13 protein-coding genes are annotated in these 17,690 nt (G+C 59.3%); 10 read left to right on the plus strand and 3 right to left on the minus strand.

The features are described from left to right. Window positions 1-214: 214 nt before the first annotated feature. Window positions 215-319, plus strand: coding sequence for a nitrate reductase (locus OL236_RS10455; protein ID WP_265070564.1), 105 nt, complete (start codon window positions 215-217; stop codon window positions 317-319). 172 nt (window positions 320-491) lie between these two features. On the opposite strand, the gene OL236_RS10460 is transcribed toward OL236_RS10455, so the two are convergent. Both OL236_RS10460 and OL236_RS10465 read right to left on the minus strand, forming a co-directional pair. After that, window positions 492-959, minus strand: a complete 468-nt coding sequence (locus tag OL236_RS10460; RefSeq protein WP_265070565.1) for a CYTH domain-containing protein — start codon at window positions 957-959, stop codon at window positions 492-494. Window positions 960-1,091: 132 nt separating this feature from the next. Further along, on the minus strand, window positions 1,092-2,645 hold the full coding sequence (locus tag OL236_RS10465) for an SLC13 family permease (protein WP_265070566.1): 1,554 nt from the start codon (window positions 2,643-2,645) through the stop codon (window positions 1,092-1,094). 472 nt (window positions 2,646-3,117) lie between these two features. On the opposite strand from OL236_RS10465, the gene OL236_RS10470 reads away from it, so the two are divergent. After that, on the plus strand, window positions 3,118-4,404 hold the full coding sequence (locus tag OL236_RS10470; RefSeq protein WP_265070567.1) for an LCP family protein: 1,287 nt from the start codon (window positions 3,118-3,120) through the stop codon (window positions 4,402-4,404). 175 nt (window positions 4,405-4,579) lie between these two features. After that, the gene (locus OL236_RS10475) at window positions 4,580-5,563 is read left to right on the plus strand and encodes a nuclease (RefSeq protein WP_265070568.1); all 984 of its coding nucleotides are present in this window, start codon (window positions 4,580-4,582) and stop codon (window positions 5,561-5,563) included. A 133-nt stretch (window positions 5,564-5,696) separates the two neighbouring features. Here OL236_RS10475 and OL236_RS10480 read toward each other — a convergent pair whose 3' ends face one another. Further along, complete coding sequence (locus tag OL236_RS10480; RefSeq protein WP_009645803.1) at window positions 5,697-6,533, minus strand: C40 family peptidase; 837 nt, start codon at window positions 6,531-6,533, stop codon at window positions 5,697-5,699. A gap of 359 nt (window positions 6,534-6,892) precedes the next feature. Here OL236_RS10480 and OL236_RS10485 point away from each other — a divergent pair, with 359 nt between their 5' ends. Genes OL236_RS10485 through OL236_RS10515 form a run of 7 tightly spaced genes read left to right on the plus strand, consistent with a single transcriptional unit; the run spans window position 6,893 to window position 17,685 of the window. Beyond that, window positions 6,893-9,028, plus strand: a complete 2,136-nt coding sequence (locus tag OL236_RS10485; protein WP_265070569.1) for an NAD-dependent epimerase/dehydratase family protein — start codon at window positions 6,893-6,895, stop codon at window positions 9,026-9,028. Further along, complete coding sequence (locus tag OL236_RS10490; RefSeq protein WP_265070570.1) at window positions 9,025-9,930, plus strand: hypothetical protein; 906 nt, start codon at window positions 9,025-9,027, stop codon at window positions 9,928-9,930. The genes OL236_RS10485 and OL236_RS10490 overlap by 4 nt, the downstream gene beginning before the upstream one ends. Beyond that, window positions 9,923-11,749, plus strand: a complete 1,827-nt coding sequence (locus OL236_RS10495; RefSeq protein ID WP_265070571.1) for a DUF2194 domain-containing protein — start codon at window positions 9,923-9,925, stop codon at window positions 11,747-11,749. Before OL236_RS10490 ends, OL236_RS10495 begins: the two co-directional genes overlap by 8 nt. Further along, window positions 11,749-13,191 carry a GT4 family glycosyltransferase PelF gene (gene pelF / locus OL236_RS10500; RefSeq protein WP_265070572.1) on the plus strand — a complete coding sequence of 481 codons (1,443 nt, stop codon included), beginning with the start codon at window positions 11,749-11,751 and terminating at the stop codon, window positions 13,189-13,191. The genes OL236_RS10495 and pelF overlap by 1 nt, the downstream gene beginning before the upstream one ends. Further along, window positions 13,172-14,644, plus strand: coding sequence for an exopolysaccharide Pel transporter PelG (gene pelG / locus OL236_RS10505; RefSeq protein WP_265070573.1), 1,473 nt, complete (start codon window positions 13,172-13,174; stop codon window positions 14,642-14,644). Before pelF ends, pelG begins: the two co-directional genes overlap by 20 nt. Beyond that, window positions 14,641-16,638, plus strand: a complete 1,998-nt coding sequence (locus OL236_RS10510; RefSeq protein WP_265070574.1) for a peroxidase — start codon at window positions 14,641-14,643, stop codon at window positions 16,636-16,638. Before pelG ends, OL236_RS10510 begins: the two co-directional genes overlap by 4 nt. Window positions 16,639-16,662: 24 nt before the next feature. Next, entirely contained in the window at window positions 16,663-17,685 is a 1,023-nt protein-coding gene (locus OL236_RS10515) for an endo alpha-1,4 polygalactosaminidase (RefSeq protein ID WP_265070575.1), read from the plus strand. Window positions 17,686-17,690 lie beyond the last annotated feature (5 nt).

Raw genomic sequence — 17,690 nt, forward strand, 5'->3', positions numbered from 1 at the left:
ATTCCTCCTGTCATAGAAAGCGTGCCAAGCCTTCGCCGCACGCTGATTTTCCTCGTCTATCATAGCATTTTAATCGCTTCGCTGTCAATTCAACATCTTGCAAAAGAAAAATGCTGTGAGACTGCGTTTTAGCATACATAGCGCCATTTGCTCAGTTATGCTATACTGTATGCGTTGCCGCCCCTACATATGGCAATAGAAGGGGGTGTGCTTGATGAGTATTCTGACGTTTATTCTCTCCATCTTGGCTGGTGTGGTTGCCAACCACATCTGCAAATGGCTCGATGAGAGAGACGACGGCAACGAGCCTAGGCGCTGATCCCTGCCTGCGACATGGGAATAGAAGCACCCCCCAAGGAGCTAGCTTGGGGGGTGCTTCGTGTGCTTTGAGTATTCTCACGTTTGCCACTCATAGTATAGCATGATTCCATGCCACTGCGCAAGTCGAATATCTTCATTTCCACTGTCGCGCTACGAGGATTGACACATCCTCAATTCCGCCAGCGCGAGAAAGGCAGGCGCATGAGGCTTGCGTTTAGGTAGCGGCTGTCGTCGGAGACCTCTTCGCCGAGCCAGGTCGGATGCTCGAACATCTCGTCCGCCGCAGAAAGCTCGATCTCGGCTACGACGAGACCTTCGTTCTCGCCCATAAAGCAGTCGATTTCCCATGTATGCGCACCGCATTGCTCGCAGTAGCGGCGCTTTTCAATCCATGGACGCTCGCAGAGGGCGAGCATGGCGCGTGCATCATCCGTTGGGACCTCGTACTCGAATTCGAGCCGTTCGACACCCTTCGTCGGCCCCTTGACGGTCAGATAGGCGCGGTCTCCCGCCAGGCGCACGCGCACGGCGCGCTTCTTATCCGCTGCGAGGTAGCCCTGCGCGATCTCGATTCCTTCGCCCTTCGGCTGCCAAAGCTCCCTATGGACGAGGAACTTGCGCTCGATTTCTTTTGCCATATTGCCTCCCAACTCAAAGGAAAGAGCCGCTGCAGGAAGTCTCTCGGACTCGTGCAGCGGCTCTTTTTTGCATTACATCAGGCTGAACTTATGTCCAACCACAGGCTTGCTGCAAGCGGCAAAGTCCCGCCTTCAGCGCGCACCAACGATGAACTCGACGAGGTAGAGCACGATCGGGATCGTCACGCAGAAGATGCCGATGAAGTCGATGTAGACGCCCGTCTTGATCATCTTCGTGATGGGCACATAGCCCGACGCGTAGACGATGGCGTTCGGCGGCGTCGATACCGGCAGCATGAAGCCGAGCGACGAGGAGAGCGCGATGCCGACCGCGACGGGAATCGGGCTGAAGCCCGCTGCCATGGCGGCCGTAACGCCCAAGGGGCCGATCATGTTTGTCGCCGCCGTGTGCGACGAAAGCTCCGACAGGAGAAGCGCCATGACGGAGAAGATCGCGACCATCATGAAGAGCGACGGCTCGCCGCCCATCCAGCCGACGATGCAATCGCCGACCCACGTCGAAAGACCCGTCTTGTACATCATGCCACCCATCGCGAGACCGCCGCCGAAGAGGATCAGCGTGCCCCACTCGATGCCGGCGGCTGCGTCCTTCCAGTTCAGCGTGAACTCGCGCTCCTTCCAGTTGACGGGCAGGAAGAAGAGCAGGAGAGCACCCGCCATCGCGGCAATCGCCTCGGGGAAGAGCTTACCGTACATCTTGAGGATCGGCGAATCCGGGCCGAGGGCGATGTTCAGGATGCCAGGCGTGACCCAGAGGATGACGGCGACGCAGAAGCCGACGAGCGTGTTCTTCTGAGCACGCGTCCAGCCGCCGAGAGCGCGGCGCTTCTCAGCGATGAATGCCTCTGCGCCATCGATGCGCTTGACGTCAGCGGGGAACATGTTGACGAGGATGAAGTAGGCAATGATGAAGTAGACGACCATGGCGACGAAACCCCAGATCATCCATTCAAAGAAGGAGATGTGAATGCCTGCCATCTGATCGAGGAAACCGAGCATGATGATGTTCGGGGGCGTACCAATCGGGGTCAAAACGCCGCCGATGGAGCACGCATAAGCCGTCATGAGCATGAGACCCGTGGCGTACTTGTACTCGTGCAGATCGATCGTCTTGCCATTCGCAGCGAACATTTCCTTGATCGCTTCCAGAAGGCCGAGCGCGATCGGGAACATCATGGCCGCCGTCGCCGTGTTACTGACCCAGCCCGAGCACAGTGCGCAGGCGAGACCGACGGCGAGGAAGATGCGCCTGGGGTTTGAGCCGACCCAGGACATCGACAAGAGCGCGAAGGCGAATTTTCGGTCGAGCCCGTGCATCATCATGCCCTTGGCGATGATGAAGCCACCCATGAAGAGGAAGATCATGGGGTTCGCGAACGCCGCATAGGCGTCCTTCGCCCCCACGACACCGCAGATGACGGCGAGCGTCGGCCCGAGGAGCGACGTCACCGGGATGGGGATCGGCTCTGTGATCCACCAAAGAGCGATCAGCGTCATGATCGCCAGGAGCTTGTGCGCCGGAAGCGGCAAGTCGGGAATCGGCGTAATCATGACGAGAATGGCGCAGATCGGCCCGCAGATCATGCCGAAGGTACGCCTTTTCCGGTCAAACGCCAGCTCGGCCTCATGGATCTTGTCGCTTTGGCTTTTTGTTTCCGTACTCATTTACTAACACCTCCATTGCTGTTTGGGAAGCGCTGATAAGATGTACTGGATTTATCGGTGCTTCCTTTCGAAGAACGGCATGGAGCACCCGTTCCATAACCAGAGACTATCGACGCATAGCACTCCGGAATCGTCACGCTTTTATGATAATATAAATTAGATGATTTTACAATAGGAAAGAGCAGCTTCGAGAGGAAATAATAACCAAAAAAATCCCTTACTTAACGTCCACATGCTCATGCGCAGGATTTGCCCCTTCTTTTTCGTGAAATCCTCCTAATTCCGCCCAAAATGGAAAAATATCATTTGCGTAAAGAAACAAGACCTTTTATAATAGGAGAAACACCTTGCGGGCGAGGAATCACCCCATGCGTGCCGTGTTCCTTTCGCTTGGGCCTATACGGACGTCCGCTTTGTAAAAAGCGGACGCCGCCTTGCTGGAACTTGATATGAAAAATGCTGAAAAGAAGGTATGATCTTGCAGAAAAATTCTCCGCCTCCTGCCGTGCCGAAAAAGAAGCGGCGCATCTGGCCTTATGTCGCCGTCGTATTCCTCTTTTTTGCCGCCGCTGCGGCGGGTGCGCTCTTCGCTTCGACGAGCCTCCTGGACAAGGAGAAGCCAAAAGCGGACGAGGAGCATCTCCTGACCGCAAAGGACAAGTCGACCATCATGATCATGGGCGTCGACCAGAGAGAAGACGACGTCGGCCGCTCCGACACCTTGATGGTCACGATGATCGATCCGAAGAAGAACAAGGCAGCGCTCCTTTCCGTGCCGCGCGACACGCGCGTGAAGATCAAGGGGCATGGCTACGACAAGATCAACGCCGCTTACGCCTACGGCGGACATAAGCTCAGCGAGAGCACAGTCGAAGACCTCTTGGGCGTGCGCATCGACCACTACATCATCATCAACACGCACTCCTTCCAACGCATCATCGACGCCTTGGGCGGCATCGACATCAACGTGGAGAAGCGCATGTACTACGAAGATCCGTGGGACGACGACGGCGGCCTCCTCATCGACCTCAAGCCCGGCATGCAGCACATGGACGGCAAGACGGCTGTGACCTATGTGCGCTACCGCGACGAGGAGGGCGACATCGGGCGCATCGAGCGCCAGCAGAAGTTCATGAAGGCGGTCATGGAAAAGCTCACGTCGCCCGCCATCATCACGCGCCTGCCCTCCGTCATCAAGGAGGTCATGGATTCCATCGAAACCGACCTCTCCTTCCGCCAAATGCTTGAGTTCGCGGGCACTCTGAAGGAGGCGCAGAAGAATGGCCTCAAGACCGACATGGTGCCAGGGCGTCCGCTCTACATCTCGGGGATCAGCTATTGGATTCCCGACATCATGAAGCTTCGCCAGACGGTCGCCAACACACTCGACATCGATGTCAACGCCTCGATGCGCGCCGCCATGGAACGTGAGAGCCACGAGTACGAAAGCTCGATCCCCGCGGGCGCAACCGAAGTGCCTGCAAGCGACACCTCCATCGGCCGTCCCAAGCGCGAAAGTTCGGGCAGAAGCGAAAGCTCCTCGAAGAGTTCGACAAGCCGCGAGGACGCGGACGAGAAGGAGTCGAAGAAGGGCGGCAGGGATCGCTCGTCGTCCGCTTCGTCAACAGAGAAGAAAGGCGCGGCACAGGACGCAGACGATTCGCGCACGCGTACGGAGACGAAGGCTTCGGGCGCATCGTCCGCAGCGACGCCCTCTGCTGCACCCACCCCCGGCGCCGAGACGCAGAAAACGCAATGACACTCCCCATACGAAAGGGGCTGTCGCACAAATCATGTGCAACAGCCCCTTTTTCGTGCGCAAAAGCGCCTTCTTCATCAACCTTGTCTGTCACTGATGCACATGGGAAGAATTTCTGGCGAAGCTTCCCGAATCATGGTATGATAGTAAAGAGAAAAAAAGGAGGCCGCCTGCCATGACGTCATCGAACATCACGCCGGAGGATCTGCTGCTCGGCTATGCGAACCCTGCCTACGATCAGCATGCCAAGCGTTTGCTCGCGCAAAAAGATGTCGTGGCGCGAATCCTCAAGGGCGTCGTTCCTGAATTTCGTCAAATCGATCTCGCAACCATCGTTGGTCGATGCATCGAGGGCGAGCCGGAAATCGGCGTCATCCCCGTCGATATGGACAAGACGAACGCTGCAAGGCGGATTCCGAAGGAGATTCGCGGAGACAATACGGAGAGCGCCAGTCCCACGGAAGGATGGATTCGTTTCGACATTTTGTTCCGTGCGAAAGTGCCTCAGACAGGTGCGCGTATCACCTTGATCGTCAACATTGAAGCTCAGAAGACGCAGTCGCACAGCCGTCTCGGTTACGCGCTGCTGCGGCGAGCCATATACTATGCCTGCCGCTTGATTTCCTCCCAGAAGGAAACGGAGTTTGCAAAATCAAACTATAATGACATCAAGAAGGTTTATTCCGTCTGGATCTGCATGGATGCGCCTGATGACAAGAGCGCCATCAACTTCTACGATATGCAGGAGCGTCACTTTCTGCATCGCACGAAAGCAGAAAAAAGCGATTATGATCTGCTGAACATCATCATGATTTACCTCGGTGCGGATGACTCGGGCAATGATCTCGTCCGCTTTCTGAAGCTCTTATTTCGCGATACAGCAAAATCTGCGGCAGAAAAGAAGAAGATTCTCGAATCTGAATTCGATCTTGATGTTTCAAGCGATATGGAAAGGGAGATGAACACCATGTGCAATTTGAGCGAAGGCATCTTCGAGCGCGGCATCGTGCAGGGCATTGAGCAGGGCATTGAGCAGGGAGAATCTGGCATGATCCTTTCCATGCTGAAGAAAGGATACGATCTCACAAGCATCGCCGATATATCTCAATGGTCAATCAAGAAGATCGAGCAGTTGGCAAAGGCGCATCATCTGCTGTAAATACGCGCACAAACGTCCGCTGTTTGGAAAAAGATGCTTACACATTACCCCAAAGAGGGGCTGTCGCACAAATCATGTGCAACAGCCCCTTTTTCGTGTGCAAAAACGCCTTTATTGAACTACACGATACCCTTCACCGTACAATATGCTTGCCGCCGTAATAATGCGCATTCCAGTAGTCGCTCGAAAGTTCGTCGATGCGCACGCCTTTGCTCGTCGAGGCGTGGATGAACTTGCCGCCGCCGAGGTAGATGCCGCAGTGCGACGCGCCCTTTTCATACGTCTCGAAGAAGACGAGGTCGCCCTCTTCAAGCTCCGCCGTCTTCGCACTCTTCCCGAGCTTGAACTGCTCGTCCGCCGTGCGCGGCAGCGTCATGCCGTTCTCTTGGAAGACGTACTGCAGGTAGCCCGAGCAGTCGAACGCCTTCGGCGTTGTGCCGCCGAATTTGTACGGCGTGCCGATGTACTTCTTCGCCGTCGCTATGACGGCCGCCACCTTGGCTCGCTGCAGGAACGGAGCGCTCTCGGGCGCTTTTTTTATGCGCGGTTCGAGTGCGGGTACGTTCTCTTTGCCCGGCGCTTCCGCCGCTGTATCATCGACTGGCTTCACAGCGGGAAAGGCGATCGAGCCGCCCTGCGCAGGCTTTGCGGCGGGCGGGAGAGGAGCGGGAGAAGCGTCTCGTGCAGGCTGCTCCTGCAGGCGGCTCCATGTCTCGCGATCAACGACGCCCGTTTCCTTGAGGCTCTGGGCGCGTTGGAACGCAAGAACCGCGCTCTTCGTGCGGCTGCCGAAGATGCCGTCCGGCTCGTCGCTGAGGTAGCCTGTGCGCTTCAGTTCCTTTTGCAGCTTGAGGACGTCGTGCCCATGGGAGTTTTCCGAGAGGATCGGCGCGGCCAAGGCCGTGCCCGCCGACAAGAATACGGCAAGTCCGAAAGCAAGAAAGACCTTGCGCAAACGACAGAGGCGCATACCATCCCATCCTTTCCACGTAGCGGCAATCGCCTTAAATATATCTGTGCTTTTATATCGTTGCTTTCAAGTATACTGTAAAACTCCGAGAAGTCAAGCCTGAAGGGTATCGGCTCTATGTGAGCCCTTTGTCCTTAAAGGAAAGAATCCTATAAGATTTACAGAACATGTGGATAAAGACTTGCCATAAAATAATGAGTCATATATACTAGTAAAGCAAGTAATTCTAGGCGGATAAATACAGAATTTGCCACATTCACCGTCTTGTCGATAGACAGAAAGTCCTTTGCTAAACGATACACTGCCTGTTGCGTCGGATGGTGAATAAAGGTCAAGCGAATGGAGCCTGAGACAAGAATATGAGTACATGGACGAAAAAAGTGATGTTTGCGGGGCTGCCGCGCTTCTTGGAGCAGCTGCTTGCCGCGTGTTTTCGCAAGGAGGCGTGGGACGTCTCGCGCCTTTCTGCGAGCGCGGAGGAGCGCCCGCCCGCAGGCATGAAGACGTATGACTGCGCCTTGGAGAGCGCTGAGGCGGGCATGGTCTTTGCCGTGGAGAATCTCGATCTCCTCATCTATCGTTTGGAGTGCGATCCCGTGCTGGGAGTGCGACGCCTCGATGCCATGCTGCGCTTTGCCCGCGCCTCGAAGGTACGGCGCGTGTTCCTGCTCTCGGGTGACGAGGTGTTTGCGCCTGGGACAGAGCCGCTGGAAGACGCAGCGCTCCAGCCGCAGAGCGAAACGGGGGCGCTGCTCGCGCGTTTGGAAGCTATGGGGCTCTCCTGGCGTGCGCAGGGACTTTCCGTGTCCATCGTGCGCCTTTCTGAGCTTTATGCGCCGGGACAGACTTCAGACGACGGCTTCATCGGGCGCCTCTTCGGCGCGGCTCTGATGAATCGTCCGCTGCCGCGCTACACTGAGCCGGCCGCCATCTCCTGCGGCTTTCTCGATGCGCGTGACGCAGTCTATGCGATCTATCAGGCGGCGGCACGCGACTTCAATGGCGCACATCTGCACATCGGCGCACCTGCGGCAACGACGATGGAGGAGCTTTATGCGATCTGCCGCGAGTTCTTCCCGCGCACGAAGGAGGCGGCACTTCCGCGCGAAACGCAGGGACGCGCTATCTTGAAAAGCGCAATCGCAGAAAAGGAACTCGGCTGGCGTCCCGTGCGTCCTCTCGCGCAGGGGCTCAAGGAGACGTGGGAGACGATGTGCGCGATGCACGATACGCGCGTCGCGGACGTCCGCGCGATGTCGCGGCGCGCGCGTCTCGCACGCCTCCAGCAGCGCTTCATCCCCTACGCGGAGAACCTCGCGGGCACGGCTTTGACGGCGGGCGCAGGCGCTTTGCAGGGCGGCACGACGGTGAACGCCATGACGGCGTTCGACTTCGCCTTCCTCTACATTGGCTGCATGGGACTTCTCTACGGCAAGCAGCAGGCGCTGATCGCGGCGGTGCTCTCGCTTGCGCTGCTCGTGCACAGCCTTTTGGGGGCAGGCGGCGACCTCGTGGCGATGCTCTACAATCCGCGCGAGTTCCTGCACTTCGTTTCGTACTTCTTCGTCGCAGTGCTGACGGGCTACTTCGCCGATCGCGCGAGCTATCAGCAGCTCGCCGACACGCGCATCAAGCGCCGTCTGAAGAATCGCTATTCCTTTTTGGAAAGCCTTTTCAAGGAAAACCTCGCCGTGAAAGATCGTCTTTATCGACAGATCGTGAACTCGGACGACAGCATCGGCCGCCTTTACCGCATCATCTCGCGCCTCGATTCCGTCGAGACGGAGAACCTCTTCACGCAGGCGACCTCGGTCACGGCAGACATCCTCGACGTCGAGGATGTCGTCGTCTACGTCGTCGGCGAGGGCGGCTACTACCTGCGACAGAAGGTGCGCCTCGGAAGCCGGACGGGTGAGATGCCGCGCTCTTTGCGCGTTGACGATTATCCGTATCTGCAGGAAATGCTCCGGGAGAAGAAGATCTTCGTCAACCGCGATCTCATCAAGGGGCTGCCCGATCTCGCCGCGCCGATTTCCTACGAAGGGCAAGTGATCGCCGTCCTGCAGATCTATCATCTGGACTTCGAGCAGTGGAGTCTCTATGAGCAGAACCTCCTCTCCATTACCGCGCGCCTTGTTTCGAGCTCGCTCGGACGCGCCTACGCGTGGGAGCAGGAGACGGCAGGGCGCAAATACATCGACGAGACGCGCATCCTGCGCATCGAGGAGTTCCAAAAGGTCATCGAGGAGTTTCGCGAGCGCCGCCGCATGCAGGCAGACTATCCTGTCGCGCTGCTGCCCGTCAACGTCAAGGACGAGAACTACCGAGAGATCGATCACAAGATTGCGAACAGCATTCGCGCCGAAGACTTCATCGGCGCGACGACAGACGGCGTTGCCCTCCTTCTGCCCGACGTCGCGGGCAAGACGCTCGACATGGTGCGTAACCGCTTGGAAAAGGCGGGAATTGAAACGGGGGAGAGCCTTTCGCTATGATCAGCGATTTGTTTGCAGGAACAGGACTCCTGCTTCTCGTATATTTCATATTGGTCGCCGTCTATATGGCGGTCGAAGGAAAGCGCCGAGGTCGGATCTCAGCGGCAGCCAAGGGCGTCTTTGCCGCCGCTCTGCCCGGTCTCGGGCTTCTTCTGCTGCTCCTTTACGAGCTTTTCGGTCATGCGCTCGGGCTCATGAAGCGCACGGGGTCGGAGGAAGAGGAGGAGGACTTCAGCATGTCCTTCGGCGATCATGCGTACAGTGCAGACATCGTGCCGCTGCGCGACACTTTCTTGATGGACGATCCGAAACTCAAGCGCAAGTTCTTCACCGACGCCATCAAGCAGAACGTCGTGGAGCAGCAGGGAATCCTCAACGAGGCCGTGCATGACAGCGACCGCGAGATCGCCTACTATGCCGTGTCGATGATGACGGCGCACATGGAGCAGCTCGGCGAGGAGATCTATGCGCTCGAAGAGGCGATCAAGCGCGGCGTGGATGACGATGCGCTTCTCGACAAGTATGTGGAAAAGGTGCGTGAGTTTCTGCTGCGCCGCTACGGCGACTCCGTGACGCGCGAGCAGCAGCGCATGCGCTACATGGAGATGCTGCGCCTCCTCTCGGAGCGCCATCCCGGCCATCCAGCCTACCACGCCGAGCGCATCCGTGCATTGATCCGCGCAAAGCGCCTGGAGGAGGCGGCAGAAGCCTGCGCCGCATTTCGCGCAAGCCTCCCCGAGGCGGAGCTGCCGCTTCTCCTGACGCTTCAAATACAGCAGGCGGCGCATGAGCGCGAGGCGATGGAGGAAACGATCGAGTCGCTCAAGCGACTGCCAACGCGCCTGACGAACGAAGCGATGCAGGCGATCCGCTACTGGGAAGGAGGTGCGGCGCGTGAATAAGCGAAGTCTTTGCCTCCTGCTCTTCATCGCGTTCCTTCTGGGCTGCTTCTTCCAATACAGCCGCTTCGACGGCTTTCTTCATCTCGATGCTCGGGGAAACCGCACGCTTGCGGATCGCGTCCTGCGGCCGATGCCGCCCGAAGGGGCGGAGATCGCGCGCGAGAAGTTCCTCATCGTCTACGATCCCGCCGATGTTCTCAGCATGTATGCGCGGCACAATATGGAAAAGATCCTCAAGGAAAAGCGCAAGGACTACGAGAGCCGCACCGTCTACGATACGCGCCCCTTTGACGGCGCATATCAGGGCGTCGCTCTGGCGACGGGGCGCTTGGACGCGGTGAAGATGCTGCCCGCGCTCTTGGACTATGTGCGCTCGGGCGGCACGCTGCTCGCTCTGCAAAAGATCGAGCAGACGCCCGAAAATCCTTTGCCGGCTGCCGTCCTGCAAGATTTCGGCATCGCATCCGTAGGCGAGACTGCCGATGTTCACGGCATCCATATACGGACGAACTTCCTCGTCGGCGGCAAGGATTTCCGCTTTGGCGAAAATTCGGCGTTTACGACGCAAGTCAATACGGTCGATCTGACCAAGGACGCTGCCGTGCAGATCGAAAGCGCCAACGGGGTGCCGCTTCTCTGGGAAAAATCACTGGGGACGGGGCACATTTATGCCTACAACGGCGTTGAGCGTGACGACAAGACGAACCTCGGCATCTTCACGGCGATGGCGGCGCACTGTGGCGAGGATGCGATCTATCCCGTCGTCGGCGTGAAGATCTTCGTCCTCGACGATTTTCCCGCCCCCGTGCCCGAAGGGGATTTCTCGCGCATCTACGACGAACTCGGCGTAGATACGGAGACCTTCTACCGCCAGATCTGGTGGCCGTTCATCCGCCGTCTGGCACAGGAGGAGGACATCCGCTATACGGGCGCCATCATCGAGACGTACGGCGCACAGGTCAAAGGGCCGTTCCGGCCGCTTGGCGGACGCGCGGCGCGTGACGGACTGATCATCTACGGGCGCGAACTTTTGAACATGGGCGGCGAGCTCGGCCTGCACGGCTACAACCATCAGCCGCTCGCCCCTGCGGGCTATGGACAGCCGCGGCTCAACTATGTGCCGTGGGAAAGTCAGGCGGATATGGAGGAAGCGCTGCGCGAGCTGAGGAACTACGTCAAGTCCGTCTATCCCGACTACGACTTCCGCTTCTATGTGCCGCCGTCGAACATCATGAGTCCCGAGGGGAAAGCCGCGATCCGCAAGGTGTTCCCCGAGGTCATCGCCTTCGGCTCTCTGTTCGACGGGCCGGCGAATGAGCGCGCCTACTATCAGGATTTTGAGCGCAAGGACGGCGTCTTTGAACTGCCGCGCATCAGCTCGGGTCATGAGGATGACGGGCTCATGCTCTGGCAGGAAATCAGTGCGCTGAACTATATCGGCGTTTTCTCGCATTTCATCCATCCGGACGAATTGTTCTACGAGGAGAGCGCGAACATGACGTGGCAGGGCATGTCGGAGGGGCTGAAGAGCTTCATGCACAAGATCCGCGTGCGCTATCCGTGGCTGACGGCGGAAACGATTTCGGACAGCCTGCCGCTCTTTTCGGATTACTTCGATATGGATTACCGCGTGCGCCGGACAGATGATCGTCTGGAGCTTTATTCGTGGGGCACGGGCGGCGAGCTGCGCTTCCTGCTGCGCACGGCGAAGGAGATCGAGCGCACGGAAGGCTGCACGGCGGAATTTGCCGATGACGGCGTTTACCTCGTCCGCACGAGTGAGGCGCGAGCCTGCATCTATTGGAAAGGAGAGAAGTGATGCGCATCTGTCTGTTGGCGGAAGGTTCTTATCCCTATGTCGTAGGCGGCGTGTCCTCGTGGATTCAGATGCTCATGGAGGGTCTGCCCGAGCATGAGTTCGTCGTCTACACCATCGGCGCGGAGATGAAGGATCGCGGCAAGTTCAAGTTCAAGCTGCCCGCGAACTGCGTCGGCATCGAGGAGGTGTTTCTCGACGAGATCCTCTCCCTGCGCGCTTCCGATATGCTTGAGGGCATCTTGACGTACGACGATTGCCAGACGCTCTACGAGCTTGTGCGCGGTGAGCGCGACATCCCGCTCAAGCGGCTGTTGGAAGTCTTCGCCTACGGGCGCTGGAAGTCGCCGCTCGCTGTCTTCATGTCGAGCGACTTCTTCGATGTGATCGTGCGCGTCTATCGCGAGCAGTACGAAAATCTGCCGTTCACGGATTTTTTCTGGACGATGCGCTCGATGCTCCTGCCGCTCTTCTACTTGCTGCAGCAGAAGCTGCCTGAGGCGGACGTCTACCACAGCGTCGCTACGGGCTACTCGGGCGTCATTGGCGGCATGGCGGCGACGCGATACAAGAAGCCGTACATGATCACGGAGCACGGCGTCTACTCACGCGAGCGCGAGGCGGAAATCTTGAAGAGCGACTGGGCGAAGGCGGACTTCAAGGGCGTGTGGATTCGCTACTTCTACTACCTCGCACGCCTTTCGTACCACAGCGCCGATCGCCTCTACACACTCTTCGAGCACAACGGCAAGATCGCTGCTGACCTCGGCTGCGATCCGGAAAAAATCGAGATCGTGCCGAACGGTGTGCGCATGGAGCGCTTCTCTTCCGTTCCCGAGCTTCTCAATCACAAGGGGCCGATCACGATCGGCGCAGTCGTGCGCGTCGTGCCCATCAAGGACATCTTGACGCTCCTTCGCGCCTTTGCCATCGTCAAGCGCGAACTGCCCGACGCGCGCCTCGTCGTCATGGGCGGACTCGAAGAAGATCCCGACTACGTTGCAGTCTGCCATCGCACGGTGCGCATGCTCGGACTTGAAGATGTGACCTTCGCCGGCTCCGTCCCCGTGGCAGAATATCTGCCGAAGATGGACATCCTCGTCCTGTCGAGCATCAGCGAGGGGCAGCCGCTCGCCGTCTTGGAAGGATTCTCGGCGCACCGCCCCTACGTGACGACGGACGTCGGCTGCTGCCGCGAGCTGATCTACGGCGACAGCGGCGACGATCTCGGCACGGCGGGCGCGGTCGTCGCGCCGCTCGACTACGAGGCGATGGCGCACGAGATCGTGCGGCTCGCGAAGGACTACGAGCTACGCCGCTCGATGGCGGCCATCGGCTTTGCCCGCACGAAGTCGCGCTACACGCACGAACAATTCATTGAGTCGTATCGCAAGGCTTATCAGGACATAGGAAAGGAGGGGGCACATGGCAGGCGTCGGATTTGAACTCAAGCGTCTCTTTCGGGCGCGCACGGCGACGGGGCATCTCAAGGCGTACTCGTATTCCGCCATCGTCACGACGGGGCCGTTCGCCCTTTTGACGAGCATGGTGCTGCTGATCCAGACGCTCTTCCAGCTCCACGGCACGCCGGAGGCGGAATCGGCGGTCTATCTTGGCGCCGTCGTCTATTCCTTCGTGTTTTCCCAGCTGCTCTCATGCGGCTTCATGATCGTCCTGACGCGCTACCTCGCGGACTGCATCACCGTGCAGCACTACCGCGATGTGACGCCGTCGCTCTTCGGCATGAGCGCGATCCTGCTCGTGCTCGGCGCTGTCGCCTCCGCGCTCTTCTTCTGGGACAAGCCGCTCGCCTTCGAGCTGAAACTCCTGTCGTACCTCTTCTTTTCGGAACTGCTGCTCGTCTGGACGGCGAGCGTCTATCTGACGGCGGTCAAGCGCTTCAAGTACCTGATCCTCGGCTACCTTGCGGGCGTCCTTTTAAGCGTTGCGCTCGCGGCGCTCCTCTTGGAGCTGGCGTGGCTTTCGCCTGCGGCGGCGGCGCTCTTTGCCATGGACGTCGGCATGGGCGCACTCGTCCTCTTCTTCTTCCTCTATGTGACGAGCCGTTTCGGCTTGCCGAAAGACGGCATGATCTTCGCCTTCCTGCCCTATCTCGGGCGACACGGGCGGCTCTTCATCGGCGCGTTCGGCTACACGCTCGGGCTTTTCCTGCCGAACATCCTCATCTGGCAGGGGCCTTGGGGCGTGCTCATCGAGGACACGTTCCTCTACGCGCCGCGCTACGACGTCGTCGTCTTCTACGCGCTCCTTTCCATCCTGCCACTCACGACGATGTTCGTCGTCAAGGTGGAGACGCATTTCTACGAGCGCTACGCGCAGTATTTCACCTCCATCACGCACGGCGGCAACCTTCAGATGATCGAGGACGCGCGAAAGGATCTGCTCTACGTCATGTGGTTCGAGCTGCGTCAGGCGTTCGAGTTCCAGTTCGTCTTTACGCTCGTCTTTCTGGCCTTTGGCAACTATGTGCTGTCGTTTGCCGGACTCGATTACAACTCGGTCAACATGTTCAACGTCATGCTCTTCGCAGCCTTCTTCGCGGGCGCTCTGCAGGTTCTCATGATCATGCTTGAGTACTTCGACTTCCAGAGCGGCGTCTGGCGCATCGGCGCGATTGCGGCGCTCGGGAATCTCGCGCTGGGTCTTTTCTCTCTCTATCTCGGGGAAAAGAGCTACGGCTTCGGCTTCTTCCTCGCGACGACGCTTGCGCTCGCCTACGGCATCTGGGCATTGATGCGCTTCGCCAAGGGCATCAACTACTATGTGTTCTGCGCACAGCCCGTCTTCTATCGGGCGGACGCGGGGATTTTCCAAAAGATCGCATATTGGCTCTACGGAGAGGAGCTTCCCGATCTCGAAAGGATGGAAAAAGCATGAGCATACTACAGAAGATGAAACGTCGCAGGGCGCTCGCACTCCTCAAGAGAGCCTGCACCCTGACGCTCGCTCTCGGCATGACGTCGGGCGCGGCGTCGGCGGCGAGCCACGACGCCCTGCACGATGTCTACGGCTACTTCTCCTACATGATGAACGTCCGAGACGAGATACGATCCCACCGCGCGGCTCTCGCGGCGCTCGCCGAAGCACGGGCGGACGTGGAAAGCGCGCGCGCCAACCTCGTCGAGGCGCAGGAAGCGACGCGGGATGCCGCCGCCAACCTCGCGCTTGCCATCCAAAACCTGCGCGCGGCAGAAGAGCATCTCGCCGCCGTTCGCAAGGCGCTCGCGTCGGCTGAAGAAGCGAGCGCCTTGCGAACGGAAGAAGCGATCGCGGCACAGAACGCTGAGGCAGACTACGCACCCGAGGTCGAGGCGCAGCGCACGGCACTGGAATCGCTCTACCGCGAGGCGGACAGTCTCTCGCGTGCGTCAGATACGACGGGCGGGGAGAATCCCGATCGCGAGAAAGTGGTCACACGCATCCTCGCAGAAGTCGGCTACGAGCAGAACCGCATCGTCGACGCGCAGCGCATGGTCGAAGAAGCCCTTGCCGCCGAGCGCGGCACGACGCCGGACGCGGCCGGCGCAAAGCTCGCGGCCGTCTCCGCCGAGGTCGATGCGGCGCAGGCGACGCTCGACGCGATGGAGGCGCAGCTCGATGCGCTGACGGCTCTGCGCGAGCAGGCGGAGGACGCGGAGCGCGACGCGCGCGAACTCGTCGCCGACTACACGCAGGAAGCCCAAGCGAGCGAAGCCGACCTCGCCGAGAGCCGCAAGCACAAGGCGGAAGCGGAAACGTACGACGCGGAGGCGAAAGCCTGGGCGCTGCAGGCGGCGGACGAGCAGAAGGCTGCCGAGCATCGGCTCCTCCAGAGCGAGCATGATCTCGCCTATTTCGGCGAAGGCGCGGGCGCGGAGACGGGTGTCGAGTACTACACATGGCGCGGCGAGAGAGCGGGGCATCAGCTCTATCTGCCGCTTTCGTACTTTTCGCGCACGCACGCGGGCAAGACGAAGCTCGACTACGGCATCTCTGCGGGCTACGTCAAATCCCATACGGGATTTGACAGCGGCGTCTCGGGCTTGACGGATACGCAGCTCAGTGTTACGATTCACAATGAAAAGCCTCGGACGAGCGTCCATTATGGCCTCTCGGTCAACCTGCCGACGGGCGAGAGCAAGATATACCAGCGTGCTGCCGTACCCGAAGGACTCGCACGCTTCACCGACTTCGGTGCGGGCTGGCAGTTCATCCCGAGCGTCGAAGTCACGCACCGCATCAGCGAGCGCGACCGTCTGACGGGGAGGTTCAGCTATGCCATGCGCGGCGGCTACGACTATTCGAAGGAAGTGCCGAATGCGCATGTATCGCCGGGCAACATCTTCGCGCAGGAAATCGAGTACCTCCATGCGGGAGATAGGAAATCATATATGGTGCAGTTCTACCACAACGCAACGTCGAGCGCCGTACAAGACGCGGTGGACACAGACAGCCGCACGATCACGGGCAGCACGCGCTACCGCGACGGCGACGATTGGGAGCTTCGCTTCTTCTATAACGGGATGATTGCCCCAAAAGATGAACTGCGCTTCTATTCCATCTATGCGCTGACTGAGGCGGCCAAGGGCATCGCCTCGCAGGAAGTCGGGCGGCAGTACTACGGCCTCGGCCTGCGCCACCGCGTGTCCGACAAATTGACGTGGCAGATCATGGCGCACTATCAGAACGTGAGCACGACCTACGATCCTTTGCGCACAGCGCTCAACACGGGCAGCGGCTTCAAGCGCCGCTCGCTGATCGCAGGTCTTGCGTGGAAGGCGAGCGAGCGCAAAAATCTCACGTTCCAAGTCGAACGCTATGTGAGAAGCGACGTGGGCGGCGCGGGCTACAACGGCTGGGGCACTGCGCTCTGGTATCAGCAGTCGTTCTGATTTTGTCATCGCGAAGGAGTGTGTATGGGGAAAATAAAAAAAAGCGTTGCCGCGCTTCTCTTAGGAGCGGCGGGACTCTTCGGGCTGCAGCAGATGCCCTTTATCGCAGATGCGCCAAAGGATGCCGCGGCACGCACCGCCGTCGTGCCGGAAACGGCGATGGTCGATCTTACGCAAGCGCTCGGCCGCTATGCACGCGTCCGTAAGGAAGACTTCCTGCTCGTCGGCAACGGCCCCGTGGGGCTTCTGGAAGTGACGGAGGACAATCCCGAGGAAAACGTCGCACGGCTCATCGGAACGCTCGACGGCATCCTCATGGAGTCAGTCTTCTATGACGGCTATGAGGAAGAAGGAGAGATGCCCGAGCGGCGCGATGCAGAGACGGAAGAATACCTCGCCGCCATGCTGCGAAAGCCGCTGCTCGCAGGACGCTCCGTCTTCACGCTCGACTATGTGAAGGGCGAGAAAATCGCCGAGGTGGAAGCGCTCGGACATGCGGCCGGCTACATCTCAGAAGCCGGCGACCGCCTCTTGGATGTGATTCCTGCGCATGCGCCGCAGGAAGAAAATGCGGCGGACGTCACGCGCCTCAAGCAGGTGAAAAACTTCCTCGCGCTGTTGAACCCCGAGCATTTTCCCACGCGCGAAGCCTACCTCGACGCGCTCGCCGCGACGAACTACGACCTCCTGATCATCGACCTCTACTATGGCGACCGCCCGCTCACACCTGCAGAAACCGCCCGCCTCAAGCACAAGGCGAATGGCGGCCGCCGCCTCGTCCTCTCTTACATGAGCGTCGGCGAAGCGGCGGATTACCGCCCCTATTGGAAAAAGGAATGGGACAGCGAGCGTCCGCACTGGCTCGCCGAGCCGAATCCCGAATGGCCGGGCAGCTACAAGGCGCGCTATTGGTCAAGAGAATGGCACGACATCCTCTACGGCAGGGAGGACGCCTACCTCGACCGCATCATCGCCGCCGGCTTCGACGGCGCCTTCCTCGACGTCATGGACGCGTGGCAGTATTTCAAGGAATCGAGGACGAAATAGCTCTG

Source organism: Selenomonas sputigena (genome assembly GCF_026015965.1).
Classification (GTDB): Bacteria; Bacillota; Negativicutes; order Selenomonadales; family Selenomonadaceae; genus Selenomonas.

Excerpts from the sequence above, each read along its gene's own strand:
- OL236_RS10455 (WP_265070564.1), top strand. The coding sequence starts at position 215 with ATGAGTATTCTGACGTTTATTCTCTCCATCTTGGCTGGTGTGGTTGCC.
- OL236_RS10460 (WP_265070565.1), bottom strand. The coding sequence starts at position 959 with ATGGCAAAAGAAATCGAGCGCAAGTTCCTCGTCCATAGGGAGCTTTGG.
- OL236_RS10465 (WP_265070566.1), bottom strand. The coding sequence starts at position 2,645 with ATGAGTACGGAAACAAAAAGCCAAAGCGACAAGATCCATGAGGCCGAG.
- OL236_RS10470 (WP_265070567.1), top strand. The coding sequence starts at position 3,118 with ATGATCTTGCAGAAAAATTCTCCGCCTCCTGCCGTGCCGAAAAAGAAG.
- OL236_RS10475 (WP_265070568.1), top strand. The coding sequence starts at position 4,580 with ATGACGTCATCGAACATCACGCCGGAGGATCTGCTGCTCGGCTATGCG.
- OL236_RS10480 (WP_009645803.1), bottom strand. The coding sequence starts at position 6,533 with ATGCGCCTCTGTCGTTTGCGCAAGGTCTTTCTTGCTTTCGGACTTGCC.
- OL236_RS10485 (WP_265070569.1), top strand. The coding sequence starts at position 6,893 with ATGAGTACATGGACGAAAAAAGTGATGTTTGCGGGGCTGCCGCGCTTC.
- OL236_RS10490 (WP_265070570.1), top strand. The coding sequence starts at position 9,025 with ATGATCAGCGATTTGTTTGCAGGAACAGGACTCCTGCTTCTCGTATAT.
- pelF (WP_265070572.1), top strand. The coding sequence starts at position 11,749 with ATGCGCATCTGTCTGTTGGCGGAAGGTTCTTATCCCTATGTCGTAGGC.
- pelG (WP_265070573.1), top strand. The coding sequence starts at position 13,172 with ATGGCAGGCGTCGGATTTGAACTCAAGCGTCTCTTTCGGGCGCGCACG.
- OL236_RS10510 (WP_265070574.1), top strand. The coding sequence starts at position 14,641 with ATGAGCATACTACAGAAGATGAAACGTCGCAGGGCGCTCGCACTCCTC.
- OL236_RS10515 (WP_265070575.1), top strand. The coding sequence starts at position 16,663 with ATGGGGAAAATAAAAAAAAGCGTTGCCGCGCTTCTCTTAGGAGCGGCG.